The sequence below is a fragment of the Exiguobacterium sp. N4-1P genome (assembly GCF_002214325.1).
Map to the genome: position 1 here is coordinate 396,048 of NZ_CP022236.1, position 13,976 is coordinate 410,023.

Annotated in this window: 12 protein-coding genes and 2 riboswitches; of the genes, 8 read left to right on the top strand and 4 right to left on the bottom strand. The window is 51.4% G+C overall.

Translation table 11 applies throughout. The features are described 5' to 3' along the window. Positions 1 to 57: 57 nt before the first annotated feature. Genes A0126_RS02120 through A0126_RS02135 form a run of 4 tightly spaced genes read right to left on the bottom strand, consistent with a single transcriptional unit; the run spans position 58 to position 3,076 of the window. Positions 58 to 597, bottom strand: coding sequence for a 1,2-dihydroxy-3-keto-5-methylthiopentene dioxygenase (locus A0126_RS02120; protein WP_088836249.1), 540 nt, complete (start codon positions 595 to 597; stop codon positions 58 to 60). Positions 598 to 612: 15 nt separating this feature from the next. Further along, on the bottom strand, positions 613 to 1,233 hold the full coding sequence (locus A0126_RS02125; RefSeq protein ID WP_088836250.1) for a methylthioribulose 1-phosphate dehydratase: 621 nt from the start codon (positions 1,231 to 1,233) through the stop codon (positions 613 to 615). Then, a complete protein-coding gene (locus A0126_RS02130) occupies positions 1,230 to 1,889 on the bottom strand; it encodes a 2-hydroxy-3-keto-5-methylthiopentenyl-1-phosphate phosphatase (RefSeq protein WP_088836251.1) in 660 nt (219 codons plus the stop codon). Before A0126_RS02130 ends, A0126_RS02125 begins: the two co-directional genes overlap by 4 nt. Beyond that, the gene (locus A0126_RS02135) at positions 1,886 to 3,076 is read right to left on the bottom strand and encodes a 2,3-diketo-5-methylthiopentyl-1-phosphate enolase (protein WP_088836252.1); all 1,191 of its coding nucleotides are present in this window, start codon (positions 3,074 to 3,076) and stop codon (positions 1,886 to 1,888) included. The genes A0126_RS02130 and A0126_RS02135 overlap by 4 nt, the downstream gene beginning before the upstream one ends. Before the next feature lie 80 nt (positions 3,077 to 3,156). Further along, positions 3,157 to 3,258, bottom strand: a riboswitch (SAM riboswitch). A 204-nt stretch (positions 3,259 to 3,462) separates the two neighbouring features. After that, positions 3,463 to 3,565: riboswitch (SAM riboswitch) on the top strand. A gap of 76 nt (positions 3,566 to 3,641) precedes the next feature. Here A0126_RS02135 and mtnK point away from each other — a divergent pair. The 8 genes from mtnK to A0126_RS02175 all read left to right on the top strand — a co-directional run bounded on the left by mtnK (position 3,642) and on the right by A0126_RS02175 (position 13,967). Beyond that, the gene (gene mtnK, locus A0126_RS02140) at positions 3,642 to 4,811 is read left to right on the top strand and encodes an S-methyl-5-thioribose kinase (protein WP_088836254.1); all 1,170 of its coding nucleotides are present in this window, start codon (positions 3,642 to 3,644) and stop codon (positions 4,809 to 4,811) included. Continuing rightward, on the top strand, positions 4,808 to 5,854 hold the full coding sequence (gene mtnA / locus A0126_RS02145) for an S-methyl-5-thioribose-1-phosphate isomerase (protein WP_088836255.1): 1,047 nt from the start codon (positions 4,808 to 4,810) through the stop codon (positions 5,852 to 5,854). The genes mtnK and mtnA overlap by 4 nt, the downstream gene beginning before the upstream one ends. Before the next feature lie 19 nt (positions 5,855 to 5,873). Next, positions 5,874 to 6,953: a sugar ABC transporter substrate-binding protein gene (locus tag A0126_RS02150; protein ID WP_088836256.1), complete on the top strand. Its 1,080-nt coding sequence runs from the start codon at positions 5,874 to 5,876 to the stop codon at positions 6,951 to 6,953. Continuing rightward, positions 6,950 to 8,467 (top strand): sugar ABC transporter ATP-binding protein, encoded by a 1,518-nt coding sequence (locus tag A0126_RS02155; RefSeq protein WP_088836257.1) that lies wholly within the window; start codon positions 6,950 to 6,952, stop codon positions 8,465 to 8,467. The genes A0126_RS02150 and A0126_RS02155 overlap by 4 nt, the downstream gene beginning before the upstream one ends. Continuing rightward, on the top strand, positions 8,467 to 9,492 hold the full coding sequence (locus A0126_RS02160) for an ABC transporter permease (RefSeq protein WP_204251417.1): 1,026 nt from the start codon (positions 8,467 to 8,469) through the stop codon (positions 9,490 to 9,492). Before A0126_RS02155 ends, A0126_RS02160 begins: the two co-directional genes overlap by 1 nt. 370 nt (positions 9,493 to 9,862) lie before the next feature. Further along, positions 9,863 to 10,819, top strand: a complete 957-nt coding sequence (locus A0126_RS02165) for an AAA family ATPase (protein ID WP_088836259.1) — start codon at positions 9,863 to 9,865, stop codon at positions 10,817 to 10,819. Beyond that, positions 10,816 to 11,898, top strand: coding sequence for a DUF58 domain-containing protein (locus A0126_RS02170; protein ID WP_088836260.1), 1,083 nt, complete (start codon positions 10,816 to 10,818; stop codon positions 11,896 to 11,898). The genes A0126_RS02165 and A0126_RS02170 overlap by 4 nt, the downstream gene beginning before the upstream one ends. Beyond that, a complete protein-coding gene (locus A0126_RS02175) occupies positions 11,895 to 13,967 on the top strand; it encodes a DUF4129 domain-containing transglutaminase family protein (protein WP_088836261.1) in 2,073 nt (690 codons plus the stop codon). Before A0126_RS02170 ends, A0126_RS02175 begins: the two co-directional genes overlap by 4 nt. Positions 13,968 to 13,976: the final 9 nt, after the last annotated feature.

Consider the following 13,976-nt stretch of genomic DNA (forward strand, 5'->3'; position numbering starts at 1 on the left):
GTACAAAAAAAGCCCAGGTCCTCTATTGCTAGAAGACTTGGGCCGGACCGGACTGAATTAGTTTGCTGAAGACAGGGCGTCCCGCTCGTAAATCGGCACCCAGCCGTCCGTCGTGACGAAGATTCGGATCGCCACCACTTTCCGGTCTTCCTGGAGCGTGAAGTAGTGGCGCGTGTTGACGGGAACGGAAATCAAATCACCGGGATTGAGCTCGATGTTGTAATAGCCGACCTCCTCGTCTTTAATCGCAAACACGCCATGGCCGCTGACGATGAAGCGGACCTCGTCATCGGTATGATGGTGTTCTTTTTGGAAGTTGACGAGTAATTCATCGAGATTCGGTGTCGTATCCGACAGTGCGATGATGTCAGCCGTCTGGTAACCGCGACGTTCCGAAACATCTTTAATCTCGTCCGCGAATGTCGTTAAGATCGTCTGTTTGTCGTCATCCGTTAATGTAAAGTTCTCGACGAGGTCGCCCGGTAACTTCGAGACGTCCCATTGTTCATATAAGACGCCGCGTGAAGCAAGGAATGAAGAGACCTCATTTTGATCCGTATACCGTTCGTTTGTCTGTTGGAAAAGTACTGTTGCCATTGTAAATTCCTCCTTTTAATGAATCGCCTGTCGGCACGTTTGTAGTTTTAAGGTGTAACTGAACAAAAACTCGAATGCTTCCAACTGTTTTTTCGCTTCAAAGGCAGTCGGTGCCCAGACGGTGATGCCGTGATTGCGAATCAGGACGGCGCCGCTCTCGGCATGTACATGTGCTGCAAAGGCAGCGGCAAGCGTCGGAATGTCGGCATGGTTCGGGATAATCGGCACACGGACTTCCGCATCTTCTTCCCAACGGCCGAGTGCCTTGATGATTTCCTGACCGGCAAACCGAATCTCGCCTTGGTCGCCGTACAGTTCCGAAATGACATTATTGTCAATCGTATGGACGTGAAGGGAACACCCGGCAGTCGTTCGGTTGAAGACCTCGACGTGGAGCAACGTTTCGGCAGAGGGACGACCCGTCTGTTCGCCGATCAGTTGACCGGACGCGTCGACATGGACGAAGTCGTCCGGTGTATCCTGCCGTTTGTCCTTCCCGCTTGCCGTCACGAGAAATTCAGTCGGTTGATCGGCTGTCCGGATGGCGAGATTGCCGCTTGTGCCGGGGAACCAGTCGCGTGCTGCAAGTTCCTGTTTGACGGCACGTAATTCTTCATATCGTTTTAAGAAGGTCATGTGTACACCACCTTTGTCTGCAGATGATTCAATATGTCATGAAAGTTTTCAAACGGCGTATACGGGATGCCGTGCTGTTCACATAGCGTGATCAGATAATCCCGTGCATAAACGTGATCCGCCTGCTTAGCCAGTTCAAAATCTGTTACGGAGTCGCCGATCGCGATGATCGTGTCACCGTTCTGCTTCAGCTTCCGGGCGATCGAGGTTTTGCAACAGCCGCATTGATTTGTACAGGCCGCGTCGCAGGCATGCGGCCATTCGATTCGAACCGTCTCCTGGCTGAAGTCACTGCCGTTGCAATAAATCGCTTCGTCCGTCAGTACATCCGCAAGAATCGGCTGGACAAAAAAGTCGATCCCGCCGCTGACGATGGAAAAATCAATCTCGTTTGATTTGGCAAAAGCGAGTAAGGTGTCGAAGCCGGGACGAATGACTGCCTGTGTCATCAAGAAATCAATGTAGTCCTGTTTTTGACTGGACGGAAGCAGCTGAAACATCTGTCCGACGCCGGATTGAATCGAGAGCGACCGGTCGAGCACACCTTGTTTTAACGGTTCAAATTTTTCCGGCGGAGCGAACTCCTGCATCAAGGCGATGATATTATCGTGCTCCGTTACTGTTCCGTCAAAGTCACATAAAATCCGGATCGTCATTTCGTGATCCCCCAAGCATCGAGAGCGACACGTAATTCCTCGTGCCGGTGGGCGGCACTTGTCAGTGATTCGCCGGCCAGTGCTGCGCCCAGTGCCTGGCGGAAAGCGATGACTCCGGCCGCAGCACCTTGCGGATGACCGTGGACACCGCCTCCGGCATTGATGACGGAATCGACGCCGAAATCACGAACAAGCTGGGCGACGAGACCCGGGTGGATTCCGGCGGACGGGACCGGGAGAATTGTTTTGGTCTCACCGATTCGGGTCGCTTCGACGGCAATCCCGCGGGCCAAGTCTTTGGCGAGGGCGACATTCCCGTACGGCGACGGGAACAGTGTCAAGTCGGCACCGGCAATCCGCGGCAACGTTCCGAGCAGGACCGGGGCGGCAATCCCGTACTCGGGACTGGCGATCAAGGCACCGCTCAACGCCGGATGATTAAAGATCGGGACCGGGATTTCCGGATCGGCTGCCAGTTCCCGCAAGACATCAAGCCCGTATGTAAACGTGTTGAGCAGGAGGGCTGTCGCTCCGGCTTCGACCAGTCGTTTCGCCTGCTCTTTCAAGCGGAAGACCGGACCACTCAATGTAATCGCATAAAGGGCCCGTTTACCGGTCCGTTCATAGTGTGCATCGAGGACTTCCCGTCCAATCCGCGCCCGGTCGAGTGCCGGTGTCAGCGGATTGTCGTATAAGATTTCGTCATCCTTGACGAGATCAATCCCGCCGGCGAGCTGGGCTTCCAGTTGTTCCCGTAAAAAAACGAGATCCCGTCCGATGACGCCTTTGAAGATGCTCATCAACAGGGGGCGATCATGGACTTGGATCAATTGGCGGACGCCCTCAATGCCGAATTTAGCACCGGGGAAATCCGGTGTGAATGAAGCGGGAAGCTGAAGATCCGTCAGTTTGATTTGACCGTCGAGTGACAGCTTGCCGAAGACGGTCGTCAAAATCGCCGAAAAGTCTCGTGAGACGTTGTGTTCCGGATAACGGATCGTGACATACCCTTTTCCGTCGTGTTCTTCCGTATGGACGACTTGTCCTTTAAAGGATTCAAGCTGTTGTTGTTCCAAGTGATTCAAATCGGTCCATGAGCCGACCGTCAGACCGAGGGCGATTTGCTCTGCCCGTTTTGGTAACTGATCGGTCACGCCGAGTTGGTAAGTTGCGGTAATGTACGCCATGATCGTCGTCTCTCCCTTGTTAAAAAATACAAAAATGGTCCCTCGTCAATGACAAGAGACCATGAAAAATTGCGCGTGGACTCTTATCTGTCAGCGTGTTAGCTGCAAGAATTAGCACCGTGCCAACTGGTCGGTTGCTGCGACATCATAGGGCTCGTCCCTCCGTCTGCTCTTGATAAGAATTGGATGAAATTGTGAAATCTAATTGCAATTTTTACATGAGATGGACGTGATGTCAAATAATTTTTTGAAAATTTATTTTTTTTGAAATCAGCTTCTATAGATGGCGGTCTTTTAAATGGTTTTTCACTAAAAATTGGAATTGACAGATGATTTAAGACGGGCGTAATATTCGAATCAACATCGAACACAACAACCACATATGACTCTTATCGTGAGTTGGCAGAGGGAATTGGCCCGAAGACGCCGCAGCAACCGACCATCCGGCACGGTGCTACATCCAACAGACATTCGTCTGAGAGATAAGAGGACGGATGATACCCCGCGCCTCTTTTCTATGACGAAAAGCGGCGTTTTTTTGTGTAGAAATGAAGGGGGAAGCAAGATGGCATATCAAGCATTTACAGAACAGGACGCCATTAAACGTGTCCGGGAACTCGGACTCATCGGACAGGAAGAAGCGACGGCAGAAGAAATCGGCGACGGCAACTTGAACTTAGTCTTTCGGATTCAGGCAGGGAAAGAACGTTTGATCTTGAAGCAGGCATTACCTTATGCAAAAGTCGTCGGGGAAAGCTGGCCCTTGTCACTCGAGCGGGCCTGGATCGAACAGTTGGCACTGAAGGAATTCGCAAAATACGCGACGCCATTCGTTCCACGGGTCTTTCATGCGAGTCATGAAGAAGCGTATACAGTGATGGAGGACTTGTCGCACCTGCAAATCGTTCGGACGGGATTGCTCGCAGGCGAAACCTACCCGCTCCTTGCAGAACATGTCGGTTCTTACTTGGCACGGACGTTATTTTTCACGTCAGATTTTGCGCTCGGTCCGGTCGGAAAAAAACAGGTCGCACGTGACTATTACAACCCGGATTTATGCGACATTACGGAAAAGTTAATCTTTACGGATCCGTTTTACGACGCGGAAACAAACAACATCGAGAGCGGCTTGGAAACAGACGTACAGCAGCTCTGGCAGGACGAAAAACTGAAGCGGGAAGTCGCGAAGCTCGAAACGTTGTTCATCACGAAAGGGGAGGCCTTATTACACGGAGATTTACATACAGGAAGCATTTTTGCTTCGGCGGGCGAAACGAAAATCATCGATCCGGAGTTCGCTTTTTACGGACCGTTCGGGTTTGATGTCGGTCAGTTCATTGCCCACCTCTGCTTTGCGGCGTATCCGAACTATGCTGAGTTGCGGGAGAAGCGGGTGAAGGATATCGATACGTTCTGGCTGACGTTTGCTTCGACGTTCACGGCACTGTGGGAACGGGAAGCCGTCGAACCTTTCCGGACGGTACCCGGGCTTGTCGATGATGTCCTCAGTACAATTCTCCAAGACGCGCTCGGTTTCGCCGGTTGTGAACTGATCCGGCGGACGATTGGTTTGGCACCGGTCGCTGATTTGGAACAAATTCCGGATGCTGCGACGCGCCTTGAACGGAAACGTCATGCGTTACGCCTCGGGACGGCATTGATTAAACGGCGCGGCGAATGTAAGACGTTTACCGATCTCCGGAATTTTGACGTGACGGAGGAATTGAGCCGATGAGCGAGTTTATCCGTAGTGTCATCTATGAGCGGGCGTGCTTAAAGATCCTTGATCAGACCCGTCTCCCGCAAGAAGAACGGTACGAAGTCATTCATGATTTGGCGCAAGCGGTTGAGGCGATTAAACAACTTCGTGTCCGGGGGGCGCCGGCAATCAGTCTGTTCGGTGGATTCGTCCTCGTGCAGGAAGCGTTCCGGACGACGGGATCGCTTGACGAGGTCAAACAAAAACTGTTGACGGTATCGGCGGAGTTACTGGCGACCCGGCCGACCGCCGTCAATTTGCGGAACGTACTCGATGCGCTCAATCAGCTTATCCTTTCGAGCACAACGCTCGAGGAACTGCCGAAACGTCTGGAACAAAAAGTAATTGCCCTTTATGAAGCCGATGCCAAGACGTCACGGCAAATCGGTGTGCATGCGTTGGAGCTGTTTCAAGCGGGAGACCGGGTGTTGACGATTTGTAACGCCGGATCGATTGCGACAGCGGCGTACGGGACGGCACTGGCCCCGTTTTATCTTGCGAAGGAACAAGGCATCCCGTTATCCGTCTATGCGTCGGAAACCCGGCCTTTGTTGCAGGGGGCGCGCTTGACGACATGGGAGCTGCAACGGGCAGGGATTGACGTCACCTTGATCACGGACAATATGGTCGCGCATACGATCAAGGAAAAGCAGATCACCGCCATCATCGTCGGCGCGGACCGGATCACCCGTAACGGGGATACGGCCAATAAAATCGGGACGTTCCAGCTGGCGTTACTCGCACGTGCCTTCGGGATTCCATTTTATGTCGCGGCACCGCTGTCGACGTTTGATGTGACGAGTTTATCAGGTGACGAGATTGAAATTGAAGAACGCGATGCTAGTGAAGTGACACAACTGGCGGGGAAAGTAACGGCACCAGCCGGAACAAAGGTCTTTAATCCGGCGTTTGACGTGACACCGCACGAGCTCATCACGGCGATCATCACGGAACTCGGCGTCATTGAACGGCCGAGCGTGGAAACGATCGAACAGGCGATTGGACAACAGGTCATCTAAACAGACAGGAGAGATCGAGATGAAAAAATTAGCATTCTTACTCGCACCGGCGGTCTTGCTGGCTGCTTGCGCCAATAGTGAAGCGACACCGACGAAAAAAATCAGCGGTGTGCCGGAAAGTGTCCAAGGCGACATCAAGATTGCCGTCATCCGCAATCTGGCGTCCGATGATCATACGAAACAATTTTTAGACGGTGCCCGTTCGGAAGGGGAGGCGCTTGGGTTTAAGGTCAACATGTTCATTTCCGAAGGCAATGACGTCAAGTTCAAGGAACTGGTGGCGCAAGCCGTTCAGCAGGATTATGACGGACTGATCATCTCGCACGGAAAAGAAGATTATTCCTACGACATGATTAAACCGGCGATCGACAAAGGGATTCAGGTCGTGACGTTTGATACGGTGACGAAGAAAAAGGACCAGACGTTAACAGGCATCACGGAGACATTCCAGGATGATCACAAACTGGCAGAACTTTCACTCGATGAAGTGACGAAAGTGAAAGACGACAAGCCGGTCCGGGTCATCAAATTGTGGTTCGGTCCGGGGTTTGCACCGCTTGACCGCCGTCAGGAAATCTATAAGACGTATGAAGCGGACGGCAAAATCAAGACGCTTGAAACGGTCGGACCGACGAATTTCCAGGATGTCCAGGGCGATATCGCGACGAAGATGAACGCGATTCTCGCGAAATATCCGAAAGGAAGCATCGATGCCGTCTGGGGAGCGTGGGATGAAGTCGCAAAAGGCGCCTATAAATCCTTAAAAGACAACAAACGTCAGGAAATCCCGTTGATTTCAATCGATGTCTCGAATCAGGACATCAACCTGATGCGTGAGAATGGCAGCAACTGGGTGTCGACGAGTGCCGTTGATCCGCATTTGATCGGACAGACGGACATGCGCCTGCTGGCGAAAAAACTGGCCGGCGAAAAAACACCGGGCAGCTTTGATCTGGACGCTAAATTAGTCGAGCAAAAGGCGCTCAAAGCCGATACGACGATGTACAATCTCGATACAATCATCAAGGGCTGGAGCACATCCGAGAAATTCAATGAACCGTGGATGGAAAAACTACGGAAAGCGAATGCTGCGAAATGACGCATCTGGACGCGACGAACCGGCTCGAGATGCGTGGGATTTCAATTGAATTCCCCGGTGTCAAAGCGCTTGATGCTGTTGACTTTTCCGTCCGCCGCGGGGAAATTCATGCGCTCGTCGGAGCGAACGGCGCCGGTAAGTCGACGCTGATGAAAGTATTGGCGGGAGCGCATGCGGCGTATGACGGGACGATTTCGTTTGAAGGTGTGCCGTTGACGATCGATTCGCCGCGTGCCGCGAAACGGGCGGGAATTGAAATCGTCTACCAAGAAGTCGATACGGCATTGATTTCATACTTGACGGTCGCGGAAAACATTTGCCTCGATTTGTTGACGAACGGACAGCTCAAAGGGGTCATCCGGCAACGCCGGTTGGAACAGATTGCCCGGGAGGCGCTCGGGAAACTCCAGTCTTCGATTGATGTCCGGCAACGGGTCAGTGAACTGCGCCTTGCCCACAAACAGTTGGTCTTGATTGCCCGGGCACTCGTTCAAGACAGCCGTTTTTTAATCCTGGATGAACCGACGGCGCCGCTCAGTCAACGGGAGACGGAACGTTTGTTTCGCATCATCAGGGAACTCGCGACACGCGAACAATTGGGCGTGATTTTCATCTCACACCGCCTGCAGGAATTATTTGAAATCTGTGAGTCGATTTCCGTCATGCGTGACGGAAAACTTGTCGCCCGCCAAGCATTAGCCGGGCAAACGAAAGAGACAATCGTTGAACAGATGCTCGGAAGACGTTTGCAACAGACGGACCGGCAAACCCGAACCGTCGGGCAAGCGTTGCTCGAGCTCAATCAAGTGATGGTCCCGGGTGAACTCAATCAGCTGTCATTGACGGTTCATGCAGGTGAAGTGATTGGAATTGCCGGACTTATTGGAGCGGGAAAAACCGAGCTCTGTAAGACGATTTTCGGAGTGACTCCGACTGTGGCGGGACAGATTCGGATAGCCGGCGAACCGGCGACTATCCGGTCGCCGCACGAGGCAGTCAGACACGGGATTGGTCTGGTCCCGGAAGAACGCCGGAAAGAAGGCATCCTTGTCACGGATCCGATTTATCAAAACATGACCGCGGCAAGTCTCAGACAATTCGTCAATCGGTTCGGTTGGGTCCAAACCGGAAAGGAACGGACTGCCGCCAACGCTATCATCAAACGATTGGCGATCAAATCAACGGATGAAACGCAACGCGTGGAAGGCTTATCCGGCGGGAACCAGCAGAAGGTCGCGATCGGCAAATGGCTCCTCGCCGATGCTGCGGTCCTGCTGCTCGACGAACCGACAAAAGGTGTCGACGTCGGGGCGAAACGGGAAATCTTCGACGTGATCGATCAACTGGCCGGACAGCAAAAAGCGATTCTGTATGCGTCCAGTGAATTCGATGAATTGCTGGCGGTGACGGACCGGATTTATGTCATGTATGACGGGAAAATCGTGTTCGAGACGAATACGTCGGAGACGACGGAAGACCAATTACTGCTGTATGCGACAGGGGGGATGACTTGATGAACGAGGTACTTCACGAACCAACGACGGAATCAAAACCAAACACGGAACGACACGCATCCGGTAAACGGTTGTTACGCTTTTTGAATGACTGGGGGATCGTCCTCGCAATCCTTGCACTCATCGTCTTTTTTGCCGTGACGGCACCAAGCTTTTTACAGGGCGCGAACCTGATTAATATTTTGCGCAGTATCTCGATTGTGACGATCATCGCAATCGGGTTGACCGTTTCGCTGACCGTCAACGGTTTTGATTTATCGGTCGGTTCGACCGCGACCTTTGCCAGCTCGCTCGTCGTCTCATTTTTTGTCTGGTACAGCCTTCCGCTTGGTCTGTCGATCGGCTTGGCGATTTTGATTGCCTTAAGCGTCGCGCTGGTCAACGTGTTATTGATCGTCAAATTCAAGATTCCCGACTTGTTTGCGACGCTTGCGACGATGTTCATCTTTGAAGGGGTGGCGATGACGTATACCGGCGGCGGATCAATCAGTGCCGGGATGCCCCGTCTCGACGGAACACCGACAGTCGGGATGATTCCGGAGTCCTTCCTAAAAATCAGTCAGGCACCGTGGATCATCCTAATCATGCTCGCCGTCGTAGCAGTGACGCATCTGTTTTTGAACCATACACGACACGGCCGCTTCTTATACATCATTGGCGGAAACCCGGAGGCGGCACACTTGACGGGAATCCCGGTGCACCGTTACCGGGCACTGGCCTATGTGATTGCCGGACTACTCGCGGCAGTCGGAGGAATCCTGCTTGCGTCGCAGGTTGGATCGTCACAGATTAATGCCGGATCCGGCTATTTGATGCCGGCAGTCGCGGCTGCCTTCATCGGTTCATCGTTTGCCGGACAAGGGAAACCGAACGCACTCGGGACATTAGTCGGAGCCTGCTTAGTCGGGATTCTTGAGAATGGGCTCGTTATGTTATCTGTTCCGTATTACTCATTGAATATTATTAAGGGGCTTGTCCTTGCACTTGCTTTAGCAACGACGTATTACCGGTTTCGAAAAAAATAATTAAAAAACAAGGTTTAACTTCGAATAGATTCGGTAATATTCAATATATGAAAGGATGGTGATGCACATGAATGATTATCAATGTAGAGGGAACGATCGCATGTCGCTTCGAGTAGAAGAGGATCACCGGACTTGACGAACGGAATAAGTTTATAGACACGGATTGTACCCGTGTTTTACGTGCACTCTGCACGAATCAAGAACGGTTTACGGCATGTAATCGTTCCTGAAACACAAAGGGGGAGTCGCTCTGCGGCGCCCCCTTTTTTGTGCGTATTGAGAGACTCATATGCCTTTCCAAAGGGACTACGGGTATGAGAAGATAGAAAGAGTCAGAAAATTCAACTACTAAAGAGCAAGGGGCCTGACAATGCGAACATACACAAGAGAGATTCAAGCAATCATCGACAACGTAGAAAAAGTAATCGTCGGTAAGGAAGATGTTATTACACAATCGTTAGCAGCGCTACTTGCCGGAGGACATGTCTTACTTGAGGATGTACCGGGGGTCGGGAAAACGATGCTCGTGCGCGCATTCAGTCGCTCAATCGGCCTGACTTTTAAGCGTGTTCAATTCACACCCGATTTACTCCCCTCGGATTTAACGGGTGTTTCGATGTATAACCAAAAAACGAGTCAATTTGAGTATCGTCCGGGTCCATTGATGGGCAATATCGTTCTCGCGGATGAAATCAACCGAACTTCTCCGAAAACACAATCGGCGTTACTGGAAGGGATGGCGGAAGCAAATGTAACGGTGGACGGAGAAATCCATACGCTTCCGAATCCCTTCTTTGTCATGGCGACGCAAAATCCGATTGAGCATGAAGGGACATATCCATTGCCGGAAGCACAACTCGATCGCTTTTTAGTCAAAGTCAAGATGGGCTATCCGGATTTTCAGCAAGAGATGAAGTTGCTGAATCGATTCGAACGCGATGAACCAATCGACACGATCGAATCGGTCATCGGGCGCGACGAATTGTTACGGATGAAGGAAGAAGTCAAGGAAGTCCACGTTTCACAACCGGTTAAAAAATATATCGTTCAGCTCGTCCAGGCCACGCGTGAGCATGCTTCGCTTTACCTTGGAGCCAGTCCGCGTTCATCGATTGCTTTAATGAAAGTCGCGCAAGCCTGGGCTTATATGGAAGGGCGGAAATTCGTATTACCCGATGACGTGAAACACCTGTTGACACCCGTCTTATCACACCGGTTGATTTTGACGGCAGATGCTCGCTACCACGGACAGTCGGCTGAACGGGTATTGGAACAGGTGAAAAAAGAAGTTGCGGTGCCGATTCAACACGACGTGGAGTCTTTATGAAACGGTGGCAAATCGGCTGGCGTTATGCCGTCCTGCTCCTGATGGTCACGGCATTGTGGATTTACGCCCGTGTGGATGGTGGAAATGTAGCCTCGTTACTGTTCTACGTCATGGCAGGTTTGACTGTCTACTGGACGATTTTTTTAATCTGGCCCGTGACGAAAGCCGTCGCGACGCGAGAAGTTTCGAATAAAATGTTGATTGCCGGGACGGACATTCCTGTCGTTTTACAAGTTAGACGAAAATACCCCTTTCTTGTCGGGACCGTCGAAGTAACAGAGGAAGTACCGGAAGCGTTGAGTGCGGAGCGTTTAGACATTCGGCGCTCGTTACGTGCCCATTACCGGAAGACGGAACAGATTGAATATGTCATTCCATCGATTCGTCGTGGACTGTATCAGATTCCGGGTTGTGTGATTGAAATCACGGATCCGTTCGGTGTATTCATGCGAAAAAAACTCTATCCGGTCGAAACGTATCTTGCGATTGAACCGGCACGGCTCGCGACGCAGTTGCCACATGAAGACGATCGGGGGGACGGCGGAATTTCGCCCGTCTCGCTCGATTTGCGGCAGTCATCCTTTACCGTCGTTGGAGTCCGGGAATATGTCAGTGGCGACCGGATGAACCAGATTGATTGGAAGGCAACGGCGAAACGCCAAGGTTTGATGACGAAGACATTTGAACGGGAACAAGAGCGGGAAACGACAATTGTTTTTGATGAAGGAACGGTGAGTGATGCGCAGTTCGAACGGAGCATTTCGATGCTTGCCGATGCGACCGATCAACTCAACAAACGGCGCTTGAATTACCGGATCCATCTCGTCGGTCATGCTGTCCAGTCCCTGTCTCTACCACTTGAAGGGGCGAAGCTGACACATTATTTGATGACGGCTCAACCGAGTCGGACCCGGTCCTTCATTGAGTCGTGGGAGTATTCCTCAAAAGCATTACGTCTGAGTGGAAACGTCCTCTTCATCACGCCGGACCTTGAATCGAATAACGAAATGTGGATGTCTAAAATCAGACAGGAAGCGACCGTGCATGTCTATACGCCGGAAAGGAGGGGGAGCCGATGAGTCGACGACTGATTTGGAACTTACTCGCGGCGTTACTACTTGCGAGCTTCATGCCCCCGCTACTGGAACTGACGACGTTTGACAGCATCGTTCCTTTCTTGCCGCTTCTTTTGACACCACTCCTGCTATCGCACGTCCGAAGACGGTGGTTTTTAAGTGGCAGTCTACTTGCTTTGATGGTGTCTTTTTACTTCATCTTGACACCGGGAGAAGCCCCGTGGCGACTATTAGGTGAAATTACGGATGATGTATCACGTGTCATCAATGGGGAGTTGCCGGGACGACCGGCCTTCGCCTTATCGATCGGTCTAATTAGCTTTTTAATCGGCTACCTTGGTCGCCGAACCTTCCCGAATCGAGGATTTGTTGTTGGGTTGACCGTCGGTGTGATCGGTTTCATCGCCTATTGTGACACATGGACGGATTACTCGGGTGACCAGTTCATCTTGTATCCGATCCTCCTGGCATTACTTTTGTTGTATGCGACAGAAATCAATGAACGACCGACTGCCTCTTACGTTCGGCCGATTAGTGCCTTGTTGATTATCGGTGTAACGATCGTTGCGGCACTACAAAGTCCGGTCATCACAGCGACGTGGCAAAACAGTTGGTATGACTGGACGTCACGTTTTGAAGGAGAAGGTACATCGACGAATGCGATTCAAAAAGTCGGATACGGCTCGAACGATGAACAGCTCGGTGGTCCATTCCAAATGGACGACCGGGAAGTTTTTCAAGTCGAGAGTGAAGGGAATCGTTACTGGCGGGTCGAGACGAAGGACGTCTACACCGGTAAAGGTTGGATTTTATCGGAGTCAAGTCCGGAGATTAACGGGCGTGGTTTCTTCTCGCACTTTGGCGATGACGTCGAGACACGTGAAGAGAGTGCGACGTTCAAGTTGGCTCGTGAGTTGCCGTTTGTCCCTTACAATGGAGATAATGTGCGCTTGACGGCAGCTGATCAACGACAAAATCTTTTAATCAACCCGGAAAATCAAAAAATTTCGTATCTTGACGATGCAACGCGCCAACAAAATTATCAGATTCAGTACGCGTATCCACTGTTTACTGAAAAACTACTCCAAACGGATGAACCGGTAAAACTTTCAGAAATGGAACAAGATCGTTACCTGCAACTGCCGGGAACGTTACCGGACCGGGTTCGTGATTTAGCGGCTGAGATCGTTGCTGATGAAGAAACACCGTGGGAGCGCGCGAAAGCGATTGAAAATTACTTCGAGCAAGAAAACTTTGAGTACAATACGGAAGATGTTGCTGTCCCGGCAGAAGATCAAGACTATGTCGATCAATTCTTGTTCGAGACGAAGCTCGGTTATTGTGATAACTTTTCGACTTCAGCAACTGTGTTACTACGGGCGGCTGGATTACCGGCACGCTGGGTAAAAGGATTTACAGGTGGCGAATCCGATGTCATCGGTTCTGCTGTCACGAGTTATACGGTCCGAAACAAAAATGCCCATTCCTGGGTCGAAGTCTACATCGAAGGACCGGGTTGGGTACCGCTCGAGCCGACTGTAAGTTTTGACGGTACAGGGCAATATACGATCAATCAAGAGACCGATAACGAAACGGAACAATCAAATCCGCAACGGGATACAGAGACAGATACGGAAACGGCAACACCGAACCGTCCGCAGGAAAATCTTCTCGATGACGCCCAAGCGACGACAGCGAATCAGGCGGAAAAACGTTCGATTCCCGTCTGGCCGATCATTGGTGCGTTGCTCGGTCTTGTGTTCCTCTATCTGTTTAGAAAACCAATCAGACGAACGGCCGCAATTCTCTTCTTCCGTAGCCAAATCAAACGACCGGAAGGATTCAAACGGATGTATCGCTTCTTGCTCCGACGTCTCGATAAACAAGGGTTCCATTATAAGGATGGACGGACGCTCGCGGAACTTGCACATGAAGTCGATGGGTATTACGAAACGTACGCGATGCGCCCGTTGACGGATGCCTATGAACGGATGATTTATGGTGGTGAGACGTTGTCGCTCGAAAAGAAACGTGAATATTTCGAAAATATGATTCGTCGCGTAGAGGGTTGATATTTTTGA